This window comes from Burkholderia sp. YHN3-13 (assembly GCF_055810675.1).
On record NZ_JBVVNQ010000001.1, the window covers coordinates 419,394 to 443,142 of the forward strand.

At 65.7% G+C, this 23,749-nt stretch carries 17 protein-coding genes and 1 tRNA gene; 5 read left to right on the forward strand and 13 right to left on the reverse strand.

Going from position 1 to position 23,749, the window contains the following annotated elements; genetic code table 11:
* Positions 1-139 precede the first annotated feature (139 nt).
* On the forward strand, positions 140-2,314 hold the full coding sequence (locus AC0KUR_RS01785; protein ID WP_473375263.1) for a TonB-dependent siderophore receptor: 2,175 nt from the start codon (positions 140-142) through the stop codon (positions 2,312-2,314).
* Between the two features lie 253 nt (positions 2,315-2,567).
* Here the strand turns inward: AC0KUR_RS01785 and AC0KUR_RS01790 are convergent.
* From AC0KUR_RS01790 to AC0KUR_RS01815, 6 genes are all read right to left on the reverse strand, one after another.
* A tRNA-Ile gene (locus AC0KUR_RS01790) sits at positions 2,568-2,643 on the reverse strand.
* A gap of 129 nt (positions 2,644-2,772) precedes the next feature.
* Entirely contained in the window at positions 2,773-5,193 is a 2,421-nt protein-coding gene (gene rpoD / locus AC0KUR_RS01795) for an RNA polymerase sigma factor RpoD (protein WP_080287699.1), read from the reverse strand.
* Between the two features lie 88 nt (positions 5,194-5,281).
* Positions 5,282-7,153: a DNA primase gene (dnaG, locus tag AC0KUR_RS01800; protein ID WP_034185743.1), complete on the reverse strand. Its 1,872-nt coding sequence runs from the start codon at positions 7,151-7,153 to the stop codon at positions 5,282-5,284.
* 70 nt (positions 7,154-7,223) lie between these two features.
* On the reverse strand, positions 7,224-7,670 hold the full coding sequence (locus tag AC0KUR_RS01805) for a GatB/YqeY domain-containing protein (protein WP_006479409.1): 447 nt from the start codon (positions 7,668-7,670) through the stop codon (positions 7,224-7,226).
* Between the two features lie 194 nt (positions 7,671-7,864).
* On the reverse strand, positions 7,865-8,077 hold the full coding sequence (gene rpsU / locus AC0KUR_RS01810) for a 30S ribosomal protein S21 (protein WP_006479415.1): 213 nt from the start codon (positions 8,075-8,077) through the stop codon (positions 7,865-7,867).
* A gap of 105 nt (positions 8,078-8,182) precedes the next feature.
* On the reverse strand, positions 8,183-9,403 hold the full coding sequence (locus AC0KUR_RS01815; protein WP_473375264.1) for a BaiN/RdsA family NAD(P)/FAD-dependent oxidoreductase: 1,221 nt from the start codon (positions 9,401-9,403) through the stop codon (positions 8,183-8,185).
* A gap of 130 nt (positions 9,404-9,533) precedes the next feature.
* Here AC0KUR_RS01815 and tsaD point away from each other — a divergent pair, with 130 nt between their 5' ends.
* Positions 9,534-10,574, forward strand: coding sequence for a tRNA (adenosine(37)-N6)-threonylcarbamoyltransferase complex transferase subunit TsaD (gene tsaD / locus AC0KUR_RS01820; protein ID WP_034185741.1), 1,041 nt, complete (start codon positions 9,534-9,536; stop codon positions 10,572-10,574).
* A gap of 88 nt (positions 10,575-10,662) precedes the next feature.
* Here tsaD and folE2 read toward each other — a convergent pair whose 3' ends face one another.
* From folE2 to AC0KUR_RS01840, 4 genes are all read right to left on the reverse strand, one after another.
* On the reverse strand, positions 10,663-11,472 hold the full coding sequence (gene folE2, locus AC0KUR_RS01825) for a GTP cyclohydrolase FolE2 (RefSeq protein WP_011355803.1): 810 nt from the start codon (positions 11,470-11,472) through the stop codon (positions 10,663-10,665).
* Between the two features lie 154 nt (positions 11,473-11,626).
* Positions 11,627-13,531 (reverse strand): 1-deoxy-D-xylulose-5-phosphate synthase, encoded by a 1,905-nt coding sequence (gene dxs / locus AC0KUR_RS01830; protein WP_473375265.1) that lies wholly within the window; start codon positions 13,529-13,531, stop codon positions 11,627-11,629.
* 81 nt (positions 13,532-13,612) lie between these two features.
* The gene (locus tag AC0KUR_RS01835) at positions 13,613-14,497 is read right to left on the reverse strand and encodes a polyprenyl synthetase family protein (protein WP_034185739.1); all 885 of its coding nucleotides are present in this window, start codon (positions 14,495-14,497) and stop codon (positions 13,613-13,615) included.
* Positions 14,494-14,787 carry an exodeoxyribonuclease VII small subunit gene (locus AC0KUR_RS01840; protein WP_034185738.1) on the reverse strand — a complete coding sequence of 98 codons (294 nt, stop codon included), beginning with the start codon at positions 14,785-14,787 and terminating at the stop codon, positions 14,494-14,496. Before AC0KUR_RS01840 ends, AC0KUR_RS01835 begins: the two co-directional genes overlap by 4 nt.
* 270 nt (positions 14,788-15,057) lie before the next feature.
* Between AC0KUR_RS01840 and AC0KUR_RS01845 the strand changes: the two genes are divergently transcribed.
* Positions 15,058-16,164: an aromatic ring-hydroxylating oxygenase subunit alpha gene (locus AC0KUR_RS01845; RefSeq protein ID WP_473375266.1), complete on the forward strand. Its 1,107-nt coding sequence runs from the start codon at positions 15,058-15,060 to the stop codon at positions 16,162-16,164.
* A gap of 117 nt (positions 16,165-16,281) precedes the next feature.
* Positions 16,282-17,151 (forward strand): sulfurtransferase, encoded by an 870-nt coding sequence (locus AC0KUR_RS01850; protein WP_059558411.1) that lies wholly within the window; start codon positions 16,282-16,284, stop codon positions 17,149-17,151.
* A 54-nt stretch (positions 17,152-17,205) separates the two neighbouring features.
* Here AC0KUR_RS01850 and AC0KUR_RS01855 read toward each other — a convergent pair whose 3' ends face one another.
* From AC0KUR_RS01855 to polA, 3 genes are all read right to left on the reverse strand, one after another.
* Positions 17,206-18,081, reverse strand: coding sequence for a dienelactone hydrolase family protein (locus tag AC0KUR_RS01855; RefSeq protein ID WP_034185735.1), 876 nt, complete (start codon positions 18,079-18,081; stop codon positions 17,206-17,208).
* Positions 18,082-18,477: 396 nt separating this feature from the next.
* A complete protein-coding gene (locus AC0KUR_RS01860) occupies positions 18,478-19,812 on the reverse strand; it encodes an NAD(P)/FAD-dependent oxidoreductase (RefSeq protein WP_049036581.1) in 1,335 nt (444 codons plus the stop codon).
* 278 nt (positions 19,813-20,090) lie between these two features.
* A complete protein-coding gene (polA, locus tag AC0KUR_RS01865) occupies positions 20,091-22,844 on the reverse strand; it encodes a DNA polymerase I (RefSeq protein WP_069705002.1) in 2,754 nt (917 codons plus the stop codon).
* Position 22,845: 1 nt separating this feature from the next.
* On the opposite strand from polA, the gene AC0KUR_RS01870 reads away from it, so the two are divergent.
* The gene (locus tag AC0KUR_RS01870; protein WP_034185732.1) at positions 22,846-23,604 is read left to right on the forward strand and encodes an LOG family protein; all 759 of its coding nucleotides are present in this window, start codon (positions 22,846-22,848) and stop codon (positions 23,602-23,604) included.
* The last annotated feature ends 145 nt before the right edge of the window (positions 23,605-23,749 follow it).

The following is a 23,749-nucleotide window of genomic DNA, read 5'->3' on the forward strand; positions in this document are numbered from 1 at the left end:
AGTTATTCAGTAGTGCATTGATTTACAGATAGACGAGGCATCTCTGATGCCCGTCGATAACGATCGTCCCCCCCATTTTTCAACCCGCCGCTGGCGGGAGGAAGCAGTTCGACATTTTTCAACATCGGGATGATCAACCATGACAACGAGAATAGACCACCCGCGCGCACGGCGCGCGACGACGGGACGATGCAGCGGTGCCCCGCTCGCCTTTTCGGCGCTGTGCCTCGCCTCCTCGTGGGCGCACGCGCAAGGCACGCCGGCCCCGGCCGGCGACATGCTGCCCGCCTTGACGGTGGTGGGCACAAGGGACGCCGATGCGACCACCGAAGGCAGCGGCAGCTACGCTGCGAAGTGGGCCACCATCGGCGGAAAAGTCGCGCAATCGATCAAGGAGACGCCAAACTCGGTCTCGGTGCTCACGCGCGAGCGGATGGACGACCAGAACGTCACGACCATCCAGCAGGCGTTGCGCTCCGTGACCGGCGTCAGTTCGATCGACTACGGCGACGGTACCGCGTACTTCCGCGCGCGCGGCTCGCAGCTCGGCATTGAATTCGACGGGGTCCCGACACTGAGCGGCCTGCAGTACCAGTTGCAATTCGATCTGGCGATGTACGACCGCGTCGAAATCCTGCGCGGCCCGGCAGGCTCGATCGATGGCATGGGCGAGCCGGGCGGCGTCGTCAATCTCGTGCGCAAGCGCCCTCAGGATCAGTTCCACCTCGCCACGGAAACACAGGTCGATTCGTTCGGCAGCGTGCGCCAGATGATCGACGTCACCGGGCCGCTGAACAAGGACGGCACGCTGCGCGGACGTGCCGTTCTCGTGGGCAGCACCGGTCCGCAATCCATCGAGCGCACGCGCAGCAAGGAGGCGATGGCCTACGGCGCGCTCGATTGGGACCTCACGCCGCGCACGACGCTGTCGCTCTCGGGCGGCTATCAGGTCTCGCCGATTTCCGGCATCGATTACGGTGCGGGCGGCGTGCTGAACAGCACGCGTACCGCGCTCACCGGGCGCGTGCCGAGCGAATATACACGGAACTTCAGCCCAAGCTGGAACTACGCGTACACCTCGTTGCAAGAGGTCAACGCCAACCTCGTGCATCGGTTCGAAAGCGCGTGGCAATCCTCGACCACGCTGTTCTACCGCCACGAACTCTCCAAGGCCTACTACGCGTACTCCGGCCCCGGCGCGACCGCAAACGGCCTCGCGCGTTTCGGAGACCAGCGGCAGCGCACGAGCTACGACTGGTTCGGCGCGGACACCAATGTGTCCGGCCCGGTCCGCCTCTGGGGGCAAACGCACACGCTGACCATCGGCGCGAACTACGCGGTGATGACCTCGGGCGCGCAGTCGGGTTACCGCGCGTTGAGCGGCCCGTACGGGGGCGCCTACAGTCTCTACGATCCCAATGCGGTACCCGCCGTGGACGTACCGTACACGTTCGGCACCAATCACCGCACCGTGCAATACGGCGTCTATGCGCAGGCGCGCATCAAGCTCGCCGCGCCGCTGACGCTCGTGCTCGGCGGCCGCGAGGCGTTCCTGCAAGACCGCACGCAGTCGACGTTGCCGAGCGTCGCGGACTGGACGACCAACGCGCAGGTCAATCATCGCTTCCTGCCGTCCGCCGGCTTGCTGTGGGATATCGTGCCGTCGCTGACGGCCTATGCCAACTATGCGCGTTTCCTCGATGCGCAAACGCAAGGCACGTACTCGGGGCCGGGCCTGCCGCCGCGCTCGGGAGAGCAGTACGAAGTGGGCATGAAAAGCAGCCTGCTCGACGGCCGCCTGAATGCGAACGCCGCGCTGTTCCGCATCAACGACGACAACCGTGCCGTTGCCGATCCTGCCCATCAGTTCTATTACGTATCCGCAGGCAAGGCACGCAATCAGGGTATCGAACTCGAACTCACCGGCCAGCCGACGCCGGACTGGAATCTCTATGCTGGCTACACGTATCTGAACGCCCACTACGAGAACGACTCGCCCGATCTCACCGACGGCACGGATCCGAAGCATCTGTTCAAGCTGTGGACCCGATATACGCTCTCGCGAGGCCCGTTACGCGGATTCTCGATCGGGGGCGGCATGCTCGCGCAAACGCGTATTTCGCGTGGCGTCGAACAGGGTGGCTATGCGGTTTTCGACGCACAAGCGGGATATCGTTTCAACAAGCACGTGACGGCGTCGCTGCAATTGAATAACGTGTTCAATCGCAGGTACTACATTCGTCCGCCCAGCACCTATTACAGCGTATTCGGCGACGCGCGCAACGTGATGTTGACGGTGCGCTCGGATTTCTAGGCGCCGCCTCGCGGCCAATCCGTCGCGCCACGGACGGCTCTATCGTCCGATAGCCGTCGCTCGGGCGCCGAGCATGGCCGCACCGAACGCACGGCGATTCGCGAAGCTGCACAGGTCCGGGGGCAACAGATAACGGGAAAAGTCCACCGGCCGCCCTCGCTTGCCCTGTCACTGTCCATGGAAACAAAAAACCCGCGAAGCCTTATGGCATCGCGGGTTTCGAGACTTCCTCGGACAACGTTGGAAGCGAATCTGGTGGGCCCGGCGGGGTTCGAACCCGCGACCAATCGATTATGAGTCGACTGCTCTAACCGCTGAGCTACAAGCCCTGGTGAATGACGACGCGTGCTACACGCGACCCCGGCAACGGAGCCGGGCCGGCATTGTAACAACAAAGGAGACAAACGCCACCGGCATCACGCGGATGCCGGCGGCGTTCGCAGGAGAGACGCTGGAAATCAGTTCCCTTCGAGGAACGACTTCAGCTTGTCGGAACGGCTCGGGTGACGCAGCTTGCGCAGCGCCTTGGCCTCGATCTGACGGATCCGCTCGCGGGTGACGTCGAACTGCTTGCCGACTTCCTCGAGCGTGTGGTCGGTGCTCATCTCGATACCGAAACGCATCCGCAGCACCTTCGCCTCGCGCGGCGTCAGCGAATCGAGCACATCCTTCACGACGTCGCGCATGCTGGCATGCAGCGCTGCATCCGCCGGCGCGACCGTGTTGTTGTCCTCGATGAAGTCGCCGAGATGGGAATCGTCGTCGTCGCCGATCGGCGTTTCCATCGAGATCGGCTCCTTCGCGATCTTCATGATCTTGCGGATCTTGTCTTCCGGCATCTCCATCTTCTCGGCGAGCGTTGCCGGATCCGGCTCGAGACCGGTTTCCTGCAGGATCTGCCGCGAGATGCGGTTCATCTTGTTGATCGTTTCGATCATGTGAACCGGAATACGGATCGTGCGCGCCTGGTCCGCGATCGAACGCGTGATGGCCTGACGGATCCACCACGTCGCGTAGGTCGAGAACTTGTAGCCACGACGGTATTCGAACTTGTCCACCGCCTTCATCAGGCCGATGTTGCCTTCCTGGATCAGGTCGAGGAACTGCAGGCCGCGGTTCGTGTACTTCTTCGCGATCGAGATCACGAGACGCAGGTTCGCCTCGGTCATTTCGCGCTTCGCCTGGCGCGCCTTCAGTTCGCCGGCCGCCATCTGGCGGTTGGTTTCCTTCAGGTCCTTCAGCGGCAGCACGACACGCGCCTGCAGGTCGAGCAGGCGCTGCTGCTGTTCGCGGATCGCCGGGACGTTACGCGACAGCACCGCGCTGTACGAATGGCCTTCGGCGGTGATCTTCTCGGCCCAGTCGAGATCGGTCTCGTTGCCCGGGAAGCGTGCGATGAATTCCGAGCGCGGCATGCCGCACTTGTCGACGACGATGTGCAGGATCTGACGTTCGACCTGACGCACTTCGTCCACCTGCGCACGCAGCGTGTCGCACAGGCGCTCGACGGTACGCGCGGTGAAGCGGATCGTCATCAGTTCGGTCTGGATCGTTTCCTGCGCCTTCAGGTAGGCCTTCGACTTGTAGCCTTCCTTTTCGAACGCACGGCGCATCTTGTCGAACCACTCGCTGATCTGCGAGAACTTCTCGAGCGATGCGCGCTTGAGGGCTTCGAGCTGGGCGGCGTTCGCCGATGCCTGCGCGGCACCGTCGTCTTCCTCCTCTTCCTCTTCTTCCTCTTCCTCTTCGGCTTCCTCGTCCTCGTTCTCGATCGCTTCCGCTTCCTTCGCGGAGAAACCGTCGGTATCGGCGGAGTCCGACGCATTCGGATCGAGCAGGCCGTCGACGAGTTCGTCGACGCGAATCTCTTCGTTCGCGACGCGTTCGGCCATCGCGAGGATGTCGGCGATCGTCGTCGGGCACGCGGAGATGGCCATCACCATGTGGCGCAGGCCGTCCTCGATCCGCTTCGCGATCTCGATTTCGCCTTCGCGCGTGAGCAGCTCGACCGTGCCCATTTCGCGCATGTACATCCGGACCGGATCGGTCGTGCGGCCGAATTCCGAATCGACGGTGGACAGCGCGACTTCCGCTTCCTCCTCGACTTCATCGTCCGACGACGCAGCGGGTGCGTTGTCGTTCAGGAGCAGCGTTTCCGCGTCCGGCGCCTGCTCGTAAACCGCCACGCCCATGTCGTTGAACGTGCCGATGATGCCTTCGAGGGCTTCGGTCTCGGTGAAGTTGTCCGGCAGGTGGTCGTTGATTTCGGCGTACGTCAGGAAGCCGCGCTCCTTGCCGAGCTTGATCAGCGCGCGCAGTTTCACGCGGCGCTCTTCGAGCTCCTCGGCCGTGCCCGGCGTGCTCGTCGCGAACGCTTCCTTCAGCAGCGCCTTTTCCTTGGCGCGACGATCGCGCACCTTGGATTTGCCCGGAGCAGCCGCGGCTGCGGCGGGCTGCTCGTCGCTCTGATTTGCGTCGTCTTCGACGGATACTTCGTTCAGCTTTTTGGTCATGGAGTTCGCCGTACCGGCTATATCGACTCGCGGCTGCTGGACGACAGCCGGTTGAACCGTGGGTGCATGAGTAGTACGTACTGCCGTTTCGTCCGCGTCGGCAGTCGTGTCCCTTGCGCTTTTCGCACTTGCCCGCTTCGCCGCCGGCTTGGCCGGCCCGGAGTCGGGTCTCGCGGCAGCCCGTGTTCTGGCTGCCGGTGCCGGCGCAGCCTGAGCAGTGCCGGCCGCGGTTTTCTTTCCTGCTGGGGCTGACGTGGCTGAAGACGTTGTCCTGGAGGAAGAAGCAGACTTGGCCGCTGTGACCTTCTTGGTCGGCTCCGTCGAGCCCTTGCCTGTTGCTTTCTTTCCGCCTGTCGTCTTTGCCATCGCGAATCTCGCCTCTGCTTAGAAAACAAACCGCTGGAAACCTTATATTATAGCACGCTGGGGAGCCCTCTCTAAGCGCCCCGGCCGCCTACAGCCCGAGCCGACGTTTCATGTCGGTTCGCTGCTGGTTCAATTCCGTCAATTCGGCCAACTCCTCGGGTGTGAAGGTGGATTGCCGCGCCAGCCGGTCAAGCCGGTCGCAGCAGGCGTCATAACGCATCTTGAGCACCGCCGCCTGCAGCTCCTCCCCCGCGATCCGTTCCTGCTCACGCTGCCGCTCGGGCACCGTCTCGTCTGCCGGATTCTGTAACAGCAAATCGCGGACGTTTTCATCATAGTCCAGAATTTCGCGGAAGATTTCCTCGTAAGTCGCCCCGTTCGAGGACGTCCGCAGGACATCCGACAGCAACCGGAACTCCGCGCCGTCGCCCAGCGCGCGCGCATGGTCGACGACTTCCGCGAACAGCTCGCCGATGCGCGGCAACGTGCGCAGGGTCGCAATCTGCTCGTCGTCGAGCTGCGACGCGATGCGCGGATGCATCACCAGCGTGCGCAGTGCGCGCTTTTCGCTGTCCGTCACGCGGCGCCGCTCGCTGCGCGCGGGCGCCTGGCGCGGCGGCGCCGCGATCCGCGTATCGACGTCGGACAGCGCCGCGACCTCTTCGAACGGAATATCGAGGCGGTCCGCGAACATGTGCATGATCTGCGCGCGCAATGCGTTCGCGGGCAGCGCCTGCAGCAGCGGCTTCGCATCGAACAGCGCCTTCGCGCGGCCTTCCGGCTGATCGAGCGCCTTGCCCGAAATTGCTTCGTTCAACAGAAATTGTGACAGCGGCATCGCGCGCTCGACCTGCTCGGAGAACGCTTCGGCGCCGAACTCGCGCACATAGCTGTCCGGATCGTGCTCGGTCGGCAGAAAAAGGAACCGGATCGTGCGGTTGTCGCCCGCATGCGGCAGGCAAGCCTCGAGCGCGCGCCGCGCCGCCCGCCGCCCGGCCGAATCGCCGTCGAAACTGAAAATGACCGTGTCGGTCTGGCGCAGCAGCTTCTGCACGTGAATCGGCGTGCACGCGGTGCCGAGCGTCGCGACCGCGTTCGGGAACCCGAGCTGCGCGAGCGCGACGACGTCCATGTAGCCTTCGACGACCAGCACGTACTTGCGCTCGCGAATCGCGAGCCGCGCCTCGAACAACCCGTACAGTTCGCTGCCCTTGTTGAACAGCGGCGTTTCGGGGGAGTTCAGGTATTTCGGTTCGCCGCTGCCGAGCACGCGGCCGCCGAAGCCGATCACCTGTCCCTTCACGTTGCGGATCGGGAACATGATCCGCTCGCGGAACCGGTCGTAGCGGCGCGCGACGCCCTGCGCGTCGGTCTTCTCGCTGACGATCACGAGCCCCGACTCGACGAGCGACTCGTCGCGATAGTCCGGGAACGCGGCTTCGAGGTTCTGCCAGCCGTCCGGCGCGTAGCCGAGGCCGAAACGCGCGGCGATCTCGCCGGTCAGGCCCCGATTCTTCAGGTACTGGATCGCGACGGTCGCACCGCGCAACTGCTTGCGGTAGTAGTCGCACGCGGCCGTCATCGCATCGGACAGCGCGGTCGCGACCGATTTCGACACCGGCGCCGGATAGTCGCCGCCACCGCCCCCGCCTCCGCCGCGCATCGACGGCTCGTGCGGCACGGTCAGCCCGACGGACTGCGCGAGTTCCTGCACGGCTTCCGGGAACGTGAGCCCCGCGTGCTCCATCAGGAAGCCGATTGCCGTGCCGTGCGCGCCGCAACCGAAGCAGTGATAGAACTGCTTGGTCGGGCTGACGGTAAACGACGGGCTCTTCTCGTTATGGAACGGGCACAACCCCATGAAGTTGGCGCCGCCCTTCTTGAGCTGCACGTACCGACCCACCACGTCGACGATATCGACGCGGTTCAGCAAGTCCTGCAGGAACGAATGCGGAATCACCGTGGGATCGAACGAAAAAAGACAATACGGCGCCCGGCGCACGCATCGCTGGGCGCGCCGGGAACGGGTTTTACTTCGTGAGCGCGGCCTTGACCTGCGCGGAAACGGCCGTCATGTCGGCACGACCGGCGAGCTTGCCTTTCAGCACACCCATCACCTTGCCCATGTCCTGCGGACCGGCTGCGCCGGTTTGCGCGACCGCCGCCTGGACTTCGGCCGCCACTTCGGCGTCCGACAGTTGCGCGGGCATGTAACCGCCCAGCACGGTCAGCTCGGCCTGCTCCTTCGCGACGAGGTCGTCGCGGCCGGCGGCCTGGAACTGGCTGATCGAATCCTTGCGCTGCTTGATCATCTTGTCGATCACGGCCGTGATGCCCGCGTCGTCGAGCGTCACGCGATCATCGACCTCACGCTGCTTGATCGCGGCCATCAGCAGGCGAATCGTCGCCAGGCGCTCGCTTTCCTTCGCGCGCATCGCGGCCTTCATGTCTTCGCTGATCTGCTCTTTCAAACTCATCTTTCACCCGGGATGGAAACGTGAATCCGACGCCCGTGAGCGGGCGTCAACACAAAAACCCGCTTGGGACAGTGTCTCAAGCGGGTTGCTCGAATCCGGCATCGGCGACTCGCCGCCTGATCGGCTGTGCGATCGCACCCGATCGCACGGAGTCGCCGGTGCGCCGCTCAGCGAACCGCGCGGCGCCCAATCGTTCAGTACAGCTTCTTCGGCAGCGTCTGGCTGCGAATCCGCTTGTAATGACGCTTCACCGCAGCGGCCTTCTTGCGCTTGCGCTCCGCGGTCGGCTTCTCGTAAAACTCGCGCGCGCGAAGCTCGGTCAGCAGACCATTCTTCTCGATCGTGCGCTTGAAGCGACGCATTGCAACTTCGAACGGCTCGTTCTCTTTAACGCGAATGATCGTCATGATCCGACACGAATAAAGGTTTGCAGGGAAAGACTACCGAGTATAGCAGAGCGATTGCCTAAAGGCACGGGGCCTGGTCCCGCTTGAACGGGCCGCCGCGGCCCGTCAGACGACGCGCGAATACTCCGCCGCCGCTTGCCCGGCCGCCGTGCCGGACGCCCATGCCCACTGGAAGTTGTAGCCGCCGAGCCAGCCCGTCACGTCCACCGCCTCGCCGACGAAATACAGCCCCGGCACGCGCGCGCTCATCATCGTCGCCGACGACAGCTCGCGCGTATCGACCCCGCCCTTCGTCACTTCGGCCTTCTTGTAGCCCTCGGTGCCGTTCGGCGTCAGCGTCCAGCCGGACAGCGCCTCGCCGATCTGGCGCAGCGTCCGGTCGGGCAGGTCCGCGAGCCGCGCGTCGGCCGCGACGCGATGCGTATCGAGCCACGCATGGGCGAGACGCGACGGCACCCAGTCGGCGAGCAGCGAACCGATCTGGCGCTTCGATGTGCGCTTCGCGTCGAGCAGGTCGGCCACCGAGTCGCGCTGCGGCAGCAGGTCGACGCGGATCGGGTCGCCGGGCTGCCAGTAGCTCGAGATCTGCAGGATGCCGGGCCCGGACAGGCCGCGATGGGTCAGCAGCAGATCCTCGACGAATTCGCCGCCGCGCTTCCTGTCGCCGGTCGACACGCGTACCTCGAGCGACACGCCCGACAGCGCCGCGAACGGCTCCCAGTCCTGCGGCGCGAACGTCAGCGGCACGAGCGCGGGCCGCGTATCGACGAGCTTGTGGCCGAACTGCTTCGCCAGCCGGTAGCCGAAGTCGGTCGCGCCGATCTTCGGAATCGACAGGCCGCCCGTCGCGACGATCAGGGCGCGCGCACCGATCGCGCCGGCCTGCTGCGTGTCGAGCACGAAGCCGTCGGCCGGCGCGTGGCGCACCGCATCGACGACGACGGGCCGGCGCCACGCGATGCCGCCCGCGTCGCACTCGTGCTTCAGCACGTCGATGATCGCGTCGCTGCCGTGGTCGCAGAAGAGTTGGCCCTTGTGCTTTTCGTGCCAGGTCACGTGATGGCGCTTGAGCAGCCCGAGGAAGTCGCGCGGCGTATAGCGCGCCAGCGCCGAGCGCGCGAAATGCGGATTCGACGACAGATAGTTGTCGGGGCCGGCGTACAGGTTCGTGAAGTTGCAGCGGCCGCCGCCCGAGATGCGGATCTTCTCGGCGAGCCGCGGCGCGTGATCGATCAGCACGACGCGGCGGCCGAGCTGCCCGGCGACCGCGGCGCTCATCATCCCGGCGGCGCCCGCGCCGATCACGGCGATGTCATAGGTTTCCATGGCGCGGATTGTACCTGCCCGGCATCGGGCCCGGGCCGCCGCCTGCGCCGGCCGGCCCTCGCCTGCTATACTTTCCGGTTACGTTGACCTTCCCGCGGCGCGCCCGACACCGCGCGCCCTGCCCGCACCCATGCTCGTTCTCGGCATCGAAAGCTCCTGCGACGAAACCGGCCTCGCGCTCTACGACACGCAGCGCGGCCTGCTCGCGCACGCGCTCCATTCGCAGATCGCGATGCATCGCGACTACGGCGGCGTCGTGCCCGAGCTCGCGTCGCGCGACCACATCCGCCGCGCGCTGCCGCTGCTCGAGGAAGTGATGGCGCAAAGCGGCACGCGCCGCGACGACATCGATGCGATCGCGTTCACGCAGGGCCCCGGCCTCGCCGGCGCGCTGCTGGTCGGCGCGAGCATCGCGAATGCGCTCGCCCTCGCATGGAACAAGCCGACCGTCGGCATCCATCACCTCGAAGGCCACCTGCTGTCGCCGCTGCTCGTCGACGCGCCGCCGCCGTTTCCGTTCATCGCGCTGCTGGTATCCGGCGGCCACACGCAGCTGATGCGCGTGACCGACGTCGGCGTGTACGAGACGCTCGGCGAAACGCTCGACGACGCGGCCGGCGAAGCGTTCGACAAGACGGCGAAGCTGATCGGCCTCGGCTACCCGGGCGGCCCGGAAGTGTCGAAGCTCGCCGAGACGGGCACGCCGGGCGCGGTCGTGCTGCCGCGCCCGATGCTGCATTCGGGCGATCTCGACTTCAGCTTCAGCGGCCTGAAGACGGCCGTGCTCACGCAGATGAAGAAGTTCGAGGCGGCGAAGCTGGAAGGCGAAGCACTCGAGCGCGCGAAAGCCGATCTTGCGCGCGGCTTCGTCGACGCGGCCGTCGACGTGCTCGTTGCGAAGTCGCTCGCCGCGCTGAAGCAGACCCGACTCAAGCGCCTCGTGGTCGCGGGCGGCGTCGGCGCGAACCGCCAGTTGCGTGCGGCATTGTCGGCCGCCGCGGCCAAGCGCGGCTTCGACGTGCACTACCCCGATCTCGCGCTCTGCACCGACAACGGCGCGATGATCGCGCTCGCAGGCGCACTGCGGCTCGGCCGCTGGCCCGAGCAGGCGAATGCGGACTACGCATTCACGGTGAAGCCGCGCTGGGATCTCGCGTCGCTCGCCCGCTGACTCCCCGCAACGCGACACCGCACGCAAGACAACAAAAAGGCCGCTCGTTCGAGCGGCCTTCTTCATGGCGCGACAAAAAGACGCGGCGTCATGCAGCCTGACGCTTGTCGCGCTCGATCAGCGCGTACGCGCTGTGATTGTGGATCGACTCGAAGTTCTCGGCCTCGAGCACGTAGGCGGCCACGCGCTCGTCCGCATCGAGACGCTGCGCGACGTCGCGCACGAGATCCTCGACGAACTTCGGATTCTCGTAGGCGCGCTCGGTGACGAACTTCTCGTCCGGACGCTTCAACAGGCCCCACAGTTCGCACGATGCCTCTTCTTCCGCGATACGGATCAGCGCCTCGACCGGCAGGTCGGCTGCAAGCTCCGCATCGATCGTCACGTGCGAGCGCTGGTTGTGCGCGCCGTACTGCGAGATCTTCTTCGAGCACGGGCACAGGCTCGTCACCGGCACGAGCACCTTCAGGAACAGGCGCGTGTCGCCGTTGCGGCTTTCGCCCGCGAGCGTCACTTCGTAGTCGAGCAGGCTCTGCACGCCCGACACCGGCGCCGTCTTGTTCACGAAGTACGGGAACGTGACCTCGATGCGGCCGGCTTCGGCTTCGAGCTTCTCGAGCATCGACGCGAGCATCGCGCGGAAACGCTCGACCGTCAGCGGCGCGCGGTTCTCTTCGAGCAGCGCGACGAAGCGCGACATGTGCGTGCCTTTCTGGTCGGCAGGCAGGCGGACGTCGAGGTTCCAGACACCGACGGTCGGCTGCACGTCGCCGCTTTCGGTGCACACCGTCAACGGATGCCGGACCGCCTTCACGCCCACGCGCTGAATCGGGATCTGACGGGTATCCACCGTGCTCTGCACGTCGGGCATCACGAAGGCGGGATTCATCTGGTTCATCTTGTTCAATCCTTGTAAGCCGCGCGTCCGACGACGCGCACGCCGCGTCATGCGGCAGCCGGAAAAGCAACATGGGCCCGCAGGCCCATGTTTTCCGCATCAATGAAGACCGGTTGCGCCAGTCGCACCGGCACCGCCCACGGGCGGCGCCAGCTTATGCGACGCGCTTCGCCTGACCGGCGACATCGGCCGCCGGGCTCAGAAAGCGTTCGCGAATCGATTTCGCGATGCCCGCGCCGTCGAGGCCGCATTGCGACAGCAGCTTCGCGGGATCGCCGTGATCGATGAACAGGTCAGGGAGGCCCAATTGTAGTACGGGTCGGATAACCCCACTCTCCATCAGGGCTTCCACGCAGGCCGAGCCCGCGCCACCCATCACGCAACCTTCCTCGACCGTGACGAGGTAGTCGTGCGTTTCGGCGAGCTCGCGCACGAGCGCCGCGTCGACCGGCTTCACGAAGCGCATGTTCGCGACCGTTGCGTCGAGCTCCTCGCCCGCCGCCAGCGACGGTGCGACCATCGTGCCGAATGCGAGGATCGCGACGCGCTTGCCTTCCGGCTGCGACGTGCGGCGACGCACTTCGCCCTTGCCGACCGGGATCTCGGTGAATTCCTTCACCGTCGCCACCCCGGTGCCCGCGCCGCGCGGATAACGCACCGCGGTCGGGTTCGGCTGCTGCAGCGCCGTGTGCAGCATCTGGCGGCATTCGTTCTCGTCGGATGCCGCCATGATCGTCATGTTCGGGATGCAGCGCATGAACGCGAGATCGTACGCACCCGCGTGCGTCGCGCCGTCCGCGCCGACGAGGCCCGCGCGGTCGATCGCGAACACGACCGGCAGGTTCTGCAGCGCGACGTCGTGAATCAGCTGGTCGTATGCCCGTTGCAGGAACGTCGAATAGATCGCGACGACCGGCTTCAGCCCTTCGGTTGCGAGGCCGCCCGCGAACGTCACCGCGTGCTGCTCGGCGATGCCGACGTCGTAGTAGCGATCCTTGAAACGCTTCTCGAACTCGACCATGCCCGAGCCTTCGCGCATCGCGGGCGTGATGCCGACGACGCGCGTATCGCGCTCGGCTTCATCGCACAGCCATTCGCCGAACACCTGCGTGTAGGTCTTCTTCGCGGGCGTGGCCGACGGCTTGATGCCTTCGGCCGGGTTGAACTTGCCGGGACCGTGATAGAGCACGGGATCGGCTTCGGCGAGCTTGTAGCCCTGGCCTTTCTTCGTCACCACGTGCAGGAACTGCGGGCCGCGCAGTTCGCGGATGTTCTGCAGCGTCGGGATCAGCGAATCGAGATCGTGACCGTCGATCGGGCCGATGTAGTTGAAGCCGAACTCCTCGAACAGCGTGGCCGGCACGACCATGCCCTTCGCGTGCTCCTCGAGCTTGCGCGCGAGTTCGAGCACCGGCGGCGCCACGCTCAGCACGCGCTCGACGCCGGCACGCGCGGCCGCATAGAAGCGGCCCGACATCAGGCGGGCGAGATGACGATTCAGCGCGCCGACCGGCGGCGAGATCGACATGTCGTTGTCGTTCAGGATCACGAGCACCTTCGCGTCTTCCGACACGCCCGCGTTGTTCATCGCCTCGAACGCCATGCCGGCCGTCATCGCGCCGTCGCCGATCACGGCGATCGAGAAGCGGTCGTCGCCGTTCAGCTGGCTGCCGATCGCCATGCCCAGCGCGGCCGAGATCGACGTGCTCGAGTGCGCGGTGCCGAACGTGTCGTATTCGGATTCGCTGCGACGCGGGAAGCCCGAGATGCCGTCCTGCTGACGCAGCGAATGCATCTGGTCGCGGCGGCCCGTCAGGATCTTGTGCGGGTAGGTCTGGTGGCCCACGTCCCAGACGATGCGATCGTTCGGCGTGTTGAACACGTAGTGCAACGCGATCGTCAGCTCGACCGTCCCGAGGTTGGACGACAAATGGCCGCCCGTCTTCGACACGCTGTCGAGCACGAACGCACGCAGTTCATCCGCGAGCGGTTGCAGTTGGCGACGATCGAGGCGGCGCAAATCCGCCGGGTCGTCGATGGTTTTCAGCAAGTCGTACATCGTCGTTCCATTGTAGGAAATCAAACGCGCCCGCATTCTATTGCACGCACCGTAGCGTGTGCGCGGCGGCGGGCTTTCGCGTCAGCTGACCCGGTTCACTACCAGGTCGGCAAGTTCGGCGAGACGCTGTGCGCGTGCGCCGAACGGTTTCAGCGCGTCGTGCGCTTCGGCGCGCAGCTGCGCTGCCAGCTCGCGCGACGCCTCGAGGCCGAGGATCGATACGTAGGTCGGCTTGTCGTTCGCCGCGTCCTTGCCGGCCGTCTTGCCGAGCGTCGCCGAATCGGTCGTGACGTCGAGAATGTCGTCGACGACCTGGAAGGCCAGACCCACGGCCCCCGCATAGACGTCGAGCGCGGCCATCGTTTCCGCCGACGGCGTCTCGCCGGCCAGCGCGCCCATCCGCACGGCCGCGCGCAGCAGTGCGCCGGTCTTCATCCGGTGCATCGTTTCGAGCTGTTCGCGCGTCAGCTTGAGGCCGACGCTCGCCAGGTCGATCGCCTGCCCGCCCGCCATGCCGATCGAGCCGCTCGCAAGCGCCAGTTCACGCACGAGCGCGGCCTGCTGCACCGGCGACAGCGCCTCGGCGTCGGTCAGCGCGACGAACGCCTGCGACTGCAGCGCGTCGCCGACCAGCAGGGCCGTCGGCTCGTCGTACTGCACGTGCACGGTCGGCTTGCCGCGGCGCAACGCATCGTCGTCCATGCACGGCATGTCGTCGTGCACGAGCGAATAGACGTGGATCATCTCCAGCGCCGCCGCCGCCGCATTGCGTGCCGCTTCCGTCGCGCCGGTCAGTTCGCCTGCTGCATGGCACAGCAGCGGACGAACCCGCTTGCCGCCACCGAGGACCGCGTAGCGCATCGCCTCGTGAAGTTTCGCGGGCATCGCGGTATCGGCGGGCAGATAGTGGCCGAGTGCGTTCTCGACACGGTCAAGCACGGACCGCATCCATTGTTCGAATGTCATAGATCGTCGTCTTCGCCGTCCGTGGCGGCCGTTCCGGACGAAAGCGGCTTCAGCGTCGCGCCGTCGAGCACGCGAACCTGCTGCTCCACTTTCTCGAGCTGCTGTTGGCAAAACGCAACGAGGGCCGCACCGCGGCGGTATGCCGTCAGTGAATCCTCGAGGCTCAACGCGCCGCCTTCCATCCGGGCAACCAGCGTCTCGAGTTCCGCGAGCGCCATCTCGTAATTGTCCGGCAACGGTTCGGTGCCATTGCCGGGCGGCGTGGCGCCTGGGGATGCGGTTTTCGCCATGGACGAGGTGTCAAATTTCAAAACAAGTCGGACATTCTACGGCAAAAGAGAATTTTCCGACCTGCCGTCGTGGGCACCCCGGTACATATTCCGGCCCCATCTCCGACGCACATTGTGCGCCTCCCGCGGGTCGCCCGACAAAAAATTGACACAAATCAGGCACTTAATCCTAGCCTTGCGAGGCGAACCGGGTATAATTCTCCGTTTCCCTAAATCGATTTTTCGATGGTTGGGTTGTTCACTGCTTTCACGCTAACACCGGGAGTGGGAATGTCCAATCTGAGCGATGCGCTTCAGTTGAAGTCGGCCCACAGCCAGCTTCCAGTCACTGCATATTTCGATGAGGCGCTACTCGAGCGCGAGATCGAAACCCTCTTCAAGAAAGGACCTCGTTACGTCGGGCACGAATTGATGGTGCCCGAGGCGGGGGATTATTTCGCGCTGCCGTCCGAGCAGGAAGGCCGCGTGCTGGTCCGCAACCAGACGAACCAGATCGAACTGCTGTCGAACGTCTGCCGCCACCGTCAGGCGATCATGCTCAACGGGCGCGGCCACACGCAGAACATCGTGTGCCCGCTGCACCGCTGGACGTACGACCTGGAAGGCGAGTTGCTCGGCGCACCGCACTTCCCCGACAAGCCGTGCCTGAACCTCGGCAAGAGCCCGCTGCAAAACTGGCAGGGGCTGCTGTTCGAGGCCGAAGGCCGCAACGTCGCGCGCGATCTTGCCCACCTCGGCACCAAGCATCACTTCGACTTCTCCGAGTACCACTTCGATCACGTCGAAGTGCACGAGTGCGATTACAACTGGAAGACGTTCATCGAGGTCTACCTCGAGGATTACCACGTCGTCCCGTTCCACCCGGGTCTCGGCAGCTTCGTGTCGTGCGACGACCTCAAGTGGGAGTTCGGCGACTGGTACAGCGTGCAGACGGTCGGCGTGCACAACGCGCTCGCGAAACCGGGCAGCGCGACTTACCAGAAATGGCACGAGCAGGTGCTGAAGTTCCGCAACGGCGTGCCGCCGGAGTTCGGCGCGATCTGGATGGTCTACTACCCGGGCCTGATGATCGAGTGGTACCCGCACGTGCTCGTCGTGTCGTGGCTGATCCCGCGCGGCCCGCAGAAGACGACCAACATCGTCGAGTTCTATTACCCCGAGGAAATCGCGCTGTTCGAACGCGAATTCGTCGAGGCCGAGCGCGCCGCCTATATGGAAACGGCCGTCGAGGACGACGAGATCGCCATGCGGATGGACGCAGGCCGCCGTGCGCTGATGGCACGCGGCGAGTCGCAGGTCGGCCCGTACCAGAGCCCGATGGAAGACGGCATGCAGCACTTCCACGAATTCCTGCGCCGCCACCTCGGCGACCTCTGACGGCCGGTGCGGCGCCTTGACGCCGCATGGTATCCGGCAGACGAAAAGACGGGCTTCGGCCCGTCTTTTTTTGTTTAGACTTGGAGTGTCAGGCCAATTGCACTCCAGGGAGTCGTCATGCCACACACTCATTACACCACGCTCATCTCCGCCGCCAACCTCGCCGAGCGCCTGGCCGCGGCGCCCGGCAGCGTCGTCCTGTTCGACTGCCGCTTCGATCTCGCCGATCCCGGCGCAGGCGAAGCGGCCTATGCGGCCGGCCACCTCCCCGGCGCACACTACCTTCATCTCGACCGCGACCTGTCGGGCCGCAAGACCGGCACCAACGGCCGCCATCCGCTGCCGACCCGCGACGCATTCGCCACGCTGCTCGCCAGCCGCGGCGTCAAGCAAGGCCAGCAGGTAGTCGCATACGACGCGCAAGGCGGCGCGTATGCGGCGCGCCTGTGGTGGCTGCTACGCTGGCTCGGCCACGATTCGGTCGCCGTGCTCGACGGCGGCCTGCAGGCCTGGGAAGCAGCGGGCCAGCCGCTGACGGCCGACGTGCCGCAACCGGCCGCCGGCGATTTCCGCGCGGCAGCGCCGCTCGAATCGACGGTCGACGCGGCAGCCGTGCTCGCGAACGTGACGTCGCCCACGCGCATCGTGATCGATGCGCGCGCACCGGACCGCTACCGCGGCGAAAACGAAACGATCGATCGTGTCGGCGGCCACATCCCCGGCGCGCGCAACCGCTTCTTCAAGGACAACCTGAATGCCGACGGCCGCTTCAAGACCGGCCATGAATTGCGCGAAGCGTTCTCGACCGTACTGGCCGGCACCGAGCCGAACCGCGTGATCCTGCAATGCGGCTCCGGCGTGACCGCGTGCCACAACGCGCTGGCGATGGAGGTGGCGGGGCTGCACGGCGCATCGCTGTACCCGGGCTCGTGGAGCGAATGGAGCGCCGATCCGTCGCGGCCGATCGCCACCGGCCCGACGCCGTAAGCACCGGCGTCACGCAGCAGTGACGAAGCGGCGGCATGGGCCGCCGCTGCTCGTTTACATCACGCCGTACTTGTGGAACCACGCGATCGCGCGCTTCCAGCCGTCCTCGGCATCACCCTTGACGTAGCTCGGCCGGTAGTCGGCGAAGAACGCGTGACCGGCATCCGGATACACGACGATCTCCGATTCGCGCGCGAGCTTCGAGTCGCTCGCCTGGATCGCCTTGCGCATGTCCGCGAGCGACGCTTGCGTGATGTTCGTATCCTTCTCGCCGTACAGACCGAGTACCGGCACCTTCAGCGACGACGCATGATCGACCGGGTTGAACGGCGTCATCTCGTCGGTCTTGCCCTCGACGAAGCCATACCATGCAACGGCCGCGCGCACGTGCGGATCGTGCTCGGCATACAGCCACGCCTGGCGCCCGCCCCAGCAGAAGCCCGTCACGCCGAGACGCGTCAGGTCGCCGCCGTTCTTGCCGGCCCACGCCACCGTCGCATCGAGATCCTCGGTGACCTGGCGGTCCGGCACCTTGCTGATGATGTGGTCGTACAGCTCCTTCATCGTCGGATACTTCGCCGCATTGCCCTGCCGCGCGAACAGGTCGGGCGCGATCGCAAGATAACCGAGCTTCGCGAAACGGCGGCAGACGTCGGCGATATGCGCGTGCACGCCGAAGATCTCGTGGATCACGATCACGACTGGCAGGTTCGTCTTGTCGGCCGGTTGCGCGCGATAAGCCGGCACGCTCGCGTCGCCCGAGCGGATCTCGACGGTGTCGACGTCCAGCCCGGCGCTGTCGGTCGTGACCGTCTGCGCCGAAACGGGCAGCACGGCCGCCGCGAAGGTGCCGCCCAGCGCGGCCTGCATGAACTTGCGGCGCGAGAACGGAACGTGGGGGACCAGGCTGTCGACTTCGGGTTTCAACATGAATGCACTCCTCGATTGGGCGCCGCCGTCACGATTCCGGATGCGTATGACGGGGCATCGCGCCGGCGCACGGCGCGGACGTCGCGGCGGTGGGCACCCCCGCCGCGGACGGAAACCCGGACAAGATGCCCAATAATCCGTTGTCGCGTCAACTGTCAGATGTGTAAGACTCGATTACGACGTGTTGCGTCGACCGCCTCGATCCCCACGCACAAGCCCGCTGGTGGCCTGTCGGATCATCGCCCGGCCCGTCGCCTGCCGGCCGTCGCGACTCGCCGGATGCTTGCCGATTGAAAAGAAAATCCCGCGGGCGATGCCGTCGCCTCCTGCAAAAACAACGGGCGGGGAACCTGCGCGACGCGCACGCTACCCGCCCGCCCCCGCGCGAACGCGCGATCAGTGCAGCTTGACGCGCGGCAGCGTCGTGCGCCGCAGCCAGTGCGCGACCGTGTCGAGGATCATCCGCGGATAGCCGTGCAGCGCCGCGATGTGCAGCCGGTACAGCGACATGTACATGAAGCGCGCGAACAGCCCTTCGATCAGCATGTTGCCGCCGATCAGCCCGCCCATCAGGTTGCCGACCGCGCTGAAGTGGCCGAGCGACACGAGCGAGCCGAAATCCTTGTACGTGAACTCGGGCAGCGGACGCCCTTCGAGCCGGCAGCCGATCGCCTTCAGCAGGAAGCTCGCCTGCTGGTGCGCAGCCTGCGCGCGCGGCGGCACGTTGCGTTCGTTGCCGGGCCACACGCACGCCGCGCAGTCGCCGAGCGCGAACACGTTGTCGTCGGTGAAGGTCTGCAGCGTGCGGCGCACGTCGAGCTGGCCGAGCTTGTTGACCTGCAGGCCGTCGAGATGCGACAGCACCGACGGCGCCTTGATGCCGGCCGCCCAGACCGTCAGGTCCGCACGCACCGCCTTGCCGCTCGCGGTATGCACGAACCCCGGCGCGACCTCGGTCACGCGCTCGCCGAGCATCAATCGCACGCCCAGCTTCTCGAGCAGTTCGGCCGTCGCGGTCGACACGCGCTCCTGCAATGCCGGCAGGATCCGCGGCCCCGATTCGATCAACACGATGCCGACGTCGTGGCGCGGATCGAGCTTGTGCAGCCCGTACACGGACAGCACCTGCGCCGTGTTGCGCAGTTCCGCGGACAACTCGACGCCCGTCGCGCCGCCGCCGACGATCACGACCTGGATGCGCGGCTCGGCCGTTTCGCCCGGGGCGGTCGGCGCAGGCGCCTGGTGTTCGGCGCGCATGCACGCGGCGATCAGCCGCTTGCGGAAGCGCTCGGCCTCCCCGACCGTATCGAGCGCGATCGCGTTTTCCGGTGCGCCCTGCACGCCGAAGAAGTGGGTCGTACTGCCGATCGCGATCACGAGCGTGTCGTATTCCAGCTCGCGCGCCGGCAGCAGTTCCGCGCCGTCGCTGTCGTTGAGGGGCGACAACGTGACGCGCTTCGCCGTGCGGTCGAGCCCGGTCAGCTCGCCCTGCTGAAACTCGAAGCCGTGCCAGCGCGCCTGCGCCGCGTATTCGAGTTCCTGCGTGAACGGGTCCATGCTGCCGGCCGCAACCTCGTGCAGCAGCGGTTTCCAGATGTGGGTCGGATTGCGGTCGACGAGCGTGACAAGCGCACGCGCGGGACGATTGCCGCGCGCGCCGTAACGGTCGCCGAGCCGCGTCGCCAGTTCCAGGCCGCCCGCGCCTCCGCCTACGATGATGATCCGATGCATCTGATTCCCCCTTTGCGATTCGAAACTGCTGCCGCCGGGCAAAGCCAATGCGATGCATTCACGCCGCCCGGTGGATTAACCGGTTCGGACACCATCGTTGTGCAGTTCGAAGCACTTCGATGCGACCGACCCGGAACGCGGGGCGCGCGGCCCCGCGTCAATGACATGACTGACATGCATTGTCCGGGAGCTTGCGCGTTGACCACAAGCAAACCATCCCGATATTCAGCATCCCTGCAACAATATGCCGCGGGAAACGCGAACCGCACGGGGGTGCGTCAGTGTGCCTCTTCCCAGTTCGCGCCGGCACCGACCTCGGCGACGAGCGGCACCTTCAGCTTCGCGACGCCGCACATCATTTCCGGCAGTTTCTCGCGCACCAGCGACAGCTCGTCGTCGGGCACCTCGAGCACCAGTTCATCGTGCACCTGCATGATCATGCGCGACGCGAGCTTGTCGCGCGTGAGCCAGTCGTCCACCGCGATCATCGACAGCTTGATCAGGTCGGCGGCCGTGCCCTGCATCGGCGCGTTGATGGCCGCGCGCTCGGCCGCCTGGCGGCGCGGGCCGTTGCCGCCGTTGATTTCCGGCAGCCACAGGCGGCGGCCGAAAACGGTTTCGACGTAGCCCTTCTCCTTCGCCAGCGAGCGCGTGTCCTCCATGTACTGCGCGACGCCCGGGTAGCGGGCGAAATAACGGTCGATATAGAGCTTCGCCGCGTCACGCGTGATGCCGAGGTTCGACGCGAGGCCGAACGCGCTCATCCCGTAGATGAGCCCGAAGTTGATCACCTTCGCGATCCGGCGCTGGTCGGAATTGACCTCCAGCGGCGTCACGCCGAACACCTCGGCGGCCGTCGCGCGGTGGATGTCCTCGCCCTGCGAGAACGCGCGCAGCAGCGACGCGTCGCCGGAGATATGCGCCATGATCCGCAGTTCGATCTGCGAATAGTCGGCCGACACGATCCGGTGACCCGGCGACGCGATGAACGCCTCGCGGATGCGCCGGCCTTCGGCCGTGCGCACCGGAATGTTCTGAAGATTCGGGTCGTTCGATGCGAGGCGGCCCGTCACCGCGACGGCCTGCGCATAGTTCGTGTGCACGCGCCCCGTCGAAGGGTTCACCATGCGCGGCAGCTTGTCGGTATAGGTCGACTTCAGCTTCGACAGCCCGCGATGCTCGAGCAGCAGCTTCGGCAGCGGGTAGTCCTCCGCCAGCTTCTGCAGCACCTCTTCGTCGGTCGACGGCGCACCGCTCGGCGTCTTCTTCACGACGGGCAACTGCAGCTTCTCGAAGAAGATCTGCCCGATCTGCTTCGGCGAGCCGAGATTGAATTCGCCGCCCGCCAGCTCGTACGCCTGCGCTTCGAGCTCGATCAGGCGCGTCGCGATTTCGGTGCTCTGCGCATGCAGCCGCGCATCGTCGATCAGCACGCCCGTGCGCTCCATCTTGCGCAGCACGCGCGAGACCGGCATCTCGATCTCGCGATACACGCGCTCGAGGCCCGGTTCGCGCGCGACCTGCGGATACAGCACGTGATGAAGCTGCAGCGTGATGTCCGCATCTTCGGCCGCGTATTCGGCGGCTTGCGCAAGCGCCACTTCGTCGAAGCCGATCTGCTTCGCCCCCTTGCCCGCGACGTCTTCGTACTTGATCGTCTTGACGCCCAGATGACGCAGCGCGAGGCTGTCCATGTCGTGCGTGCGGTGCGATTCGACGACGTACGATTCGAGCAGCGTGTCGTGCTCGATGCCGTTCAGTTCGATGTCGTAGTTCGCGAGCACCTGCGCGTCGTACTTCAGGTGCTGGCCGACCTTCTTGCGGTCGGCCGATTCGAGCCACGGCTTCAGGCGCGCGAGCACCTCGTCGATCGGCAGTTGCTCGGGCATGTCGGGGCCGCGGTGCGCGACCGGCAGATACGCGGCCTTGCCCGGCTCGACCGAGAACGACAGGCCGACGAGGCGCGCGAGCATCGGGTCGAGCGCGGTCGTCTCGGTGTCGAACGCGGTCAGCTTCGCGTCGTTGATCTTCGCGAACCAGGCGTCGAACTGCTCCCAGGTCTGGATCGTGTCGTATTCGCGCACGATGTCGGCCGCCACCACCGGTGCCGGCTCGCCTTCCGGCGCATCGGCGCCGCCGCCTTCCGCCGGCGCGCTGTCGACTTCGCGCAGCCAGGTCTTGAAGCCGTAGCGCGCGAAGATGTCGCGCATCATGTCGCGCGCTTCGCCGTCGCTCTTCAGCGACGCTTCGATCGACTCGAGATGCGGCGCGAGATCGCAGGCCGTCTCGACGGTCACGAGCTTGCGGCCGAGCGGCAGGAAATCGAGCGCGCGGCGCAGGTTGTCGCCGACCACGCCCTTGATCTCGCCCGCGTGCTCGATGACGCCGTCGAGGCTGTCGTATTGCGCGAGCCATTTCACGGCCGTCTTCGGCCCGCACTTCTCGACACCGGGCACGTTGTCGACGGTATCGCCGATCAGTGCGAGGTAGTCGATGATGCGCTCGGGCGGCACGCCGAACTTCGCGATCACGCCGTCGCGGTCGAGCGTTTCGTTGGTCATCGTGTTGACGAGCGTGACGCGGTCGGTCACGAGCTGCGCGAGATCCTTGTCGCCGGTCGACACGATCACGTTCATCCCGTGCCGCTCGGCTTCGCGCGCGAGCGTGCCGATCACGTCGTCGGCCTCGACGCCTTCGACCATCAGCAGCGGCCAGCCGAGCGCGCGCACCGCGCCGTGGATCGGCTCGACCTGCAATGCAAGATCGGGCGGCATCGACGGACGGTTTGCCTTATAGTCGGCATAAAGGTCGTCACGGAACGTCTTGCCCTTTGCATCGAACACGCAAGCGCTATACTCTGCACTGACTTCCTTGCGCATACGGCGCAGCATGTTGATGATTCCGTAGAGCGCTCCGGTCGGCTCCCCGCCAGGGCCACGCAAATCAGGCATCGCATGGTAAGCCCGATACAGATAGCTCGAACCGTCAACCAATAGCAGGGTCTTACCTTCCAGATTTCGTTCTTCAGGCATTATGAACAAGAGAAAAGTGATTCCGAGTCTGCGTTCGCTCGCAGATCAAGAACGCGCGACGGCCAAGAAGGCGCGCGCATCGTGGCAGATGTTCACGATTATGGCAGAGTTTATCGAGGCGACCGAGTACCTGTCGGAGATCCGCCCGGCTGTCAGCATCTACGGTTCTGCCCGCCTCAAACCCGACACGCCGCACTACAAGCTCGCGGTGCAGATCGCGCGCAAGCTGTCCGACGCCGGCTTCGCCGTGATCTCCGGCGGCGGCCCCGGCATCATGGAAGCCGCGAACAAGGGCGCGCACGCCGGCAAGGCGCCGTCGGTCGGGCTGAACATCGAGTTACCGCACGAGCAGGCCGGCAACCACTACCAGGACATCTCGCTGCGCTTCCGCCACTTCTTCACGCGCAAGGTCACGTTCGTGAAGAACTCGGATGCGGTGATCGTGATGCCGGGCGGCTTCGGCACGCTCGACGAACTGTCCGAAGTGCTCACGCTGATCCAGACGAAGAAGTCGCGCCTCGTGCCGATCATTCTGGTCGGCAGCGAGTTCTGGAAGGGGCTGCTGCAGTGGTTCCGCGACCAGCTGATCCCGATGGGCCTGATCAATCCGGACGACATGGATCTGATGCAGGTGATCGACGATCCCGACCAGGTGCTCGACGCGGTGCTCGCGTTCTACGAGGACAGCGGCGAGGAAGAAGGCTCGGACGACGACGGTCATCCGCCGCGGCCGGAAGAAGACCGGATGTTCTATCTGTAACGCATCCTTGGCAGCCGCCGGCCCGACGGCCGGCGTGCGGTTCGCCACGCGGCAGGCGGCGCCTCGGCTGCCTGCCGCGTGTCAGTTTGTAACGCACCGTTAATCCCGCTTTGCGGCCGCGTGCCGCCGAATGTCAAATTCGCAC

Excerpts from the sequence above, each read along its gene's own strand:
- AC0KUR_RS01785 (WP_473375263.1), top strand. The coding sequence starts at position 140 with ATGACAACGAGAATAGACCACCCGCGCGCACGGCGCGCGACGACGGGA.
- rpoD (WP_080287699.1), bottom strand. The coding sequence starts at position 5,193 with ATGGCAAAGACGACAGGCGGAAAGAAAGCAACAGGCAAGGGCTCGACG.
- AC0KUR_RS01805 (WP_006479409.1), bottom strand. The coding sequence starts at position 7,670 with ATGAGTTTGAAAGAGCAGATCAGCGAAGACATGAAGGCCGCGATGCGC.
- rpsU (WP_006479415.1), bottom strand. The coding sequence starts at position 8,077 with ATGACGATCATTCGCGTTAAAGAGAACGAGCCGTTCGAAGTTGCAATG.
- AC0KUR_RS01815 (WP_473375264.1), bottom strand. The coding sequence starts at position 9,403 with ATGGAAACCTATGACATCGCCGTGATCGGCGCGGGCGCCGCCGGGATG.
- tsaD (WP_034185741.1), top strand. The coding sequence starts at position 9,534 with ATGCTCGTTCTCGGCATCGAAAGCTCCTGCGACGAAACCGGCCTCGCG.
- folE2 (WP_011355803.1), bottom strand. The coding sequence starts at position 11,472 with ATGAACCAGATGAATCCCGCCTTCGTGATGCCCGACGTGCAGAGCACG.
- dxs (WP_473375265.1), bottom strand. The coding sequence starts at position 13,531 with ATGTACGACTTGCTGAAAACCATCGACGACCCGGCGGATTTGCGCCGC.
- AC0KUR_RS01835 (WP_034185739.1), bottom strand. The coding sequence starts at position 14,497 with ATGACATTCGAACAATGGATGCGGTCCGTGCTTGACCGTGTCGAGAAC.
- AC0KUR_RS01840 (WP_034185738.1), bottom strand. The coding sequence starts at position 14,787 with ATGGCGAAAACCGCATCCCCAGGCGCCACGCCGCCCGGCAATGGCACC.
- AC0KUR_RS01845 (WP_473375266.1), top strand. The coding sequence starts at position 15,058 with ATGTCCAATCTGAGCGATGCGCTTCAGTTGAAGTCGGCCCACAGCCAG.
- AC0KUR_RS01850 (WP_059558411.1), top strand. The coding sequence starts at position 16,282 with ATGCCACACACTCATTACACCACGCTCATCTCCGCCGCCAACCTCGCC.
- AC0KUR_RS01855 (WP_034185735.1), bottom strand. The coding sequence starts at position 18,081 with ATGTTGAAACCCGAAGTCGACAGCCTGGTCCCCCACGTTCCGTTCTCG.
- AC0KUR_RS01860 (WP_049036581.1), bottom strand. The coding sequence starts at position 19,812 with ATGCATCGGATCATCATCGTAGGCGGAGGCGCGGGCGGCCTGGAACTG.
- polA (WP_069705002.1), bottom strand. The coding sequence starts at position 22,844 with ATGCCTGAAGAACGAAATCTGGAAGGTAAGACCCTGCTATTGGTTGAC.
- AC0KUR_RS01870 (WP_034185732.1), top strand. The coding sequence starts at position 22,846 with ATGAACAAGAGAAAAGTGATTCCGAGTCTGCGTTCGCTCGCAGATCAA.